Origin of the sequence: Massilia sp. CMS3.1, from assembly GCF_051262535.1 — a bacterium.
Lineage (GTDB): Bacteria > Pseudomonadota > Gammaproteobacteria > Burkholderiales > Burkholderiaceae_D > Telluria.
Genome location: NZ_JBIMES010000049.1, coordinates 1 through 3503, shown reverse-complemented (window position 1 = coordinate 3503; position 3503 = coordinate 1). Strand labels below are relative to the sequence as shown.

Here is a 3503-nt window from a genome sequence, read left to right as displayed (position 1 = left end):
TGGGAGGCAAGGCGCTGCGATCGATTGGCCTGGCGCGTGCCACGCTGCACCTGACCTGGAAGGTTGCGGCCTACAACTTGCAGCGTCTGGTCTACTTGAAAGAGGCCGGGGTCGAGGCGTTCTGACGCCCAAGGTCCGTCCGGACCACCGGATTTTCGGACCGAGGCCTGAAAAAGGGCCGGGAAACGGCGCCATTCACACTTGGCCGGCGACATTTCAAGCGCTCCGCTCGCCGACGCTGTGAGAATCGCCGGTTATTCGAGGTGCCCCTTAGTCTATTTCAAACCCAATCTTTGCAGTCGACGCTTGAACGCGTGACGGGAAATTCCCAAGCGGCCGGCTGCTTGGCTTTTGTGACCTCCACACTCACGCAGCGCGTTCAAAATTATCTTTCGCTCGGTATTTGCGAGGGTGTCCGTGATTTGTGCACTACCGCCTTTCTGAAGCGAGTTCGCAAACGGCTCAATATTACTAGGCATTGTTATCTCCATCGGCAGAGCCGCAATGTTAATCGTGGTTCCAGGATGGAGGATCGTAAAGCGCTCGATCAGGTTTTTAAGTTCTCGAACGTTGCCTGGCCACTGGTACGCTGCGAGGTGTTTTAGAGTCCAAGGTTCAAAACGCACTGGAGACACTTTTTCTTGGGCGGCATAAAGAGTCGCAAAGTAATCGGCTAGAATTTCGACGTCTCCATGTCTTTCCCGCAATGGTGGCAGGCGAAGGCTGATGACGTTAAGTCGGTAATACAGATCCTCTCGGAATCCGCCTTCGACCACCTCCGCCGCTAGATCGCGATTAGTCGCAGCAACCACCCGCACATCGGCAGACTGCGAATTCCCGCCACCTATGGGACGATAGCTGCCGTTTTCAAGAAAGTGCAACAACTTCGCCTGCAACGCGAGAGGAGTCTCACCAATTTCGTCCAAAAACAATGTTCCCTTGTCCGCTAGCGCCACCAAACCGACGCGTCGACTATGAGCACCTGTATATGCGCCCTTCTCGGCGCCAAAGAGCTCCGCCTCAATAAGTTGTTCGGGCAAAGAAGCGCAATTTATTTCGATGAACGGCCCGGCTGCGCGTTGGCTCCCAGCGTGAAGTGCTCGAGCGACAAGTGCTTTGCCGGTTCCTGACTCACCCAAAACCAGCACGCGCATTACTGTGCTCGCCGCGACCCGCTTTATCGTGGCATTAAGTTCATTCATCGAATCACTACTACCCAGGAGGCTAAGCAGGCTAAGCTGGTGGGACAGTTTCGAGGCACCAACACCTGTACTGCCGTAGAGCGACTCACTTCGACGGAACTGCAATTCCTCAGCCATACGTCCGCGGCTAAGCACGCTGCGCATCAAATGCAACAATTCAGTTAGGTCAAATGGTTTGGTCAGGTAATCAGCAGCACCACTTTTTACCGCGCGCACTGCAGCTCTCGTATCGCCGTGCGCAGAAATCATGATAACGTGCGGTGGATCGCGGGACTGGAGAATATCGTCCAAGATATCCAAGCCTGTACGATCGGGCAACTTTAGGTCCAGCAAGACGATATCAGGCTGGGCGTCACGCAACGATTGGAGGCCGGCTGCTCCAGTAGTAGCGACTGATACCTGGTATTCATCTTCCTCTAGGGCGAAGCGAAGCGAATTCAGGAGGCTGACCTCGTCGTCAATGATCAATACGCTCGGCATTTTTACTCTCAATAGAAGGAAATATAACTTTCACGGTGGTTCCGTATTCAGGGTTGCTTTCGATATGCAATCGCCCATCGTTGATCTCGCAGAGCTGTCTGCAAATCGATAGGCCTAGACCAACACCCCTGGTCTTCGTCGTGAAAAAGGGCTCGAAAACCCTCGCAATAAGGGCGGGTTCGATCCCGCACCCATTGTCTTTGACTTCCAGAACAATGTGCTCGCTATCCTTGTAGGCACGTAAAATGACGCTACCACCTGCGGGGGTCGCTTGGATCGCATTCGTCAACAAGTTAAGGACAATCTGTGTAAGGTGTTCACGGTCAACCTTCGGCTCTACTGATTTGTCCCCTTGCAGTGAAATGTGAACCTGCCGCTCCTGTACTTCAGACCCCAGTTGCCGAGCTGCATATCTGAAGACATCTCCTACGGGTACAAATTCGCTCCTTGGACAATGAGGCCGGCCATAGTCAACGATATCGCTAACGACGTTGGCAAGACGATTAATCTCACGCTCCATGTCAGCCAGCAGGGTGCGCCGCCGAGTGTCTGCCTCTCGCCTAAGCAAGGCTTGAACAGTGGTTTTTAGCGAAGCCAAAGGATTGCGAAGCTCGTGAGCGACGCTTGCCGCAAACTCGCCCAGCAGAGCAAGCTTCTCTGCGTGCACGGCCCGCCTCATGTAGTCGCTCAGCTTGGACGACATATCGTCGAGAGATCGAGACACCATCGATATTTCGTCATTCCCAACGTCGGCGATACGGTGAGTCAGATTGCCAGATGAAAGCGCCTCCGTTCCGCTCACTAAGGTGCGGATCCGCCGTCGCAGGTGCCTTGAAAGTAGGAACAGCAGCATCACCACTAGGCCTGCTCCAGCCAACGCAGACCATAAAAGTAGCCGCCGCTCGGACTCGAACGGATGATGCGCTGGCATGGCGTCCAGTCGTAAGATGGGCTGCCATCCTGGTAGGAACTCTCCACCCACTACCACGCGACCGCTGCTAGTGTTTGGTTGCGCAACCGAGTTGTACTCGCCATTGGGAGTACGAAGCAGAGACAAGCGCGTTCCCACAGACGCACCCAACTGTTCAGTAAGCGATGCAAGCCGGACATGAAGCGCGATGTATCCGGCTGGCTGGCCTGCCTCGGCTCGAGGTAAAGCGTGGCGTACCAGCAACCAGCCCGAATCGCCATTATTTTTCGATGGCATGGGGCCGATTATCTCGGTTTCTCCTATCAAGGTCTTTGGCAAGTCCGCAATCTGCAGTTTACGCTCGGACCAGTATGGCGGCCCGGAGCTCGCCTGACCTGGTACGGCGAGCTTCAGATTGCCGGCCCCGTCGTAGAGCAAAATTCCATAAAGATCGGGTACGTCAGCCTCGACTGCTAGGAGGGCGAGACTGCCGTCGGCCGCCGTTGAAATCGAAGGCTGGATCAGACTTGCTACGCCGGGGTAGCTAGCCAATGTCTCAACTTGGTAGCGGCGCGCTTCGATGAAAGAGGCAAGTCGGTTAGTTGTCGCCGTCAGCTGACTACTCTCCTGATCGTATTGCATCTTTTCTAGGACCGACCCGGCCAATCGGTCATAGACCAAAACGATGGTCAATACCGGTAAGGCTGCAGCGAGCGCCGATAGAAAGAGGTAGCGAGCGATAACGCTCTGCTTCAAGTCCATATGTTTTTCTGAATGGACGGCCGTTTTTCCGACCAGCATGCTCTTGATGAATCAGGAGCCACGTAGTTTCTCAACCGATTATACACACCAAGCCTATCATCCAATGCGCCTTTGCCTTGCGCACTAGTTAAATTACGGTTTTGTCGCGT

General features: G+C 54.5%; 2 protein-coding genes. Both read right to left on the bottom strand.

Annotated elements, in window-relative coordinates; translation table 11 throughout:
* Positions 1 to 275 precede the first annotated feature (275 nt).
* Positions 276 to 1682, bottom strand: coding sequence for a sigma-54-dependent transcriptional regulator (locus ACHAC9_RS24285; RefSeq protein ID WP_435764352.1), 1407 nt, complete (start codon positions 1680 to 1682; stop codon positions 276 to 278).
* Positions 1660 to 3393, bottom strand: a complete 1734-nt coding sequence (locus ACHAC9_RS24280) for a sensor histidine kinase (RefSeq protein WP_435764350.1) — start codon at positions 3391 to 3393, stop codon at positions 1660 to 1662. The genes ACHAC9_RS24285 and ACHAC9_RS24280 overlap by 23 nt, the downstream gene beginning before the upstream one ends.
* Between the last annotated feature and the right edge of the window lie 110 nt (positions 3394 to 3503).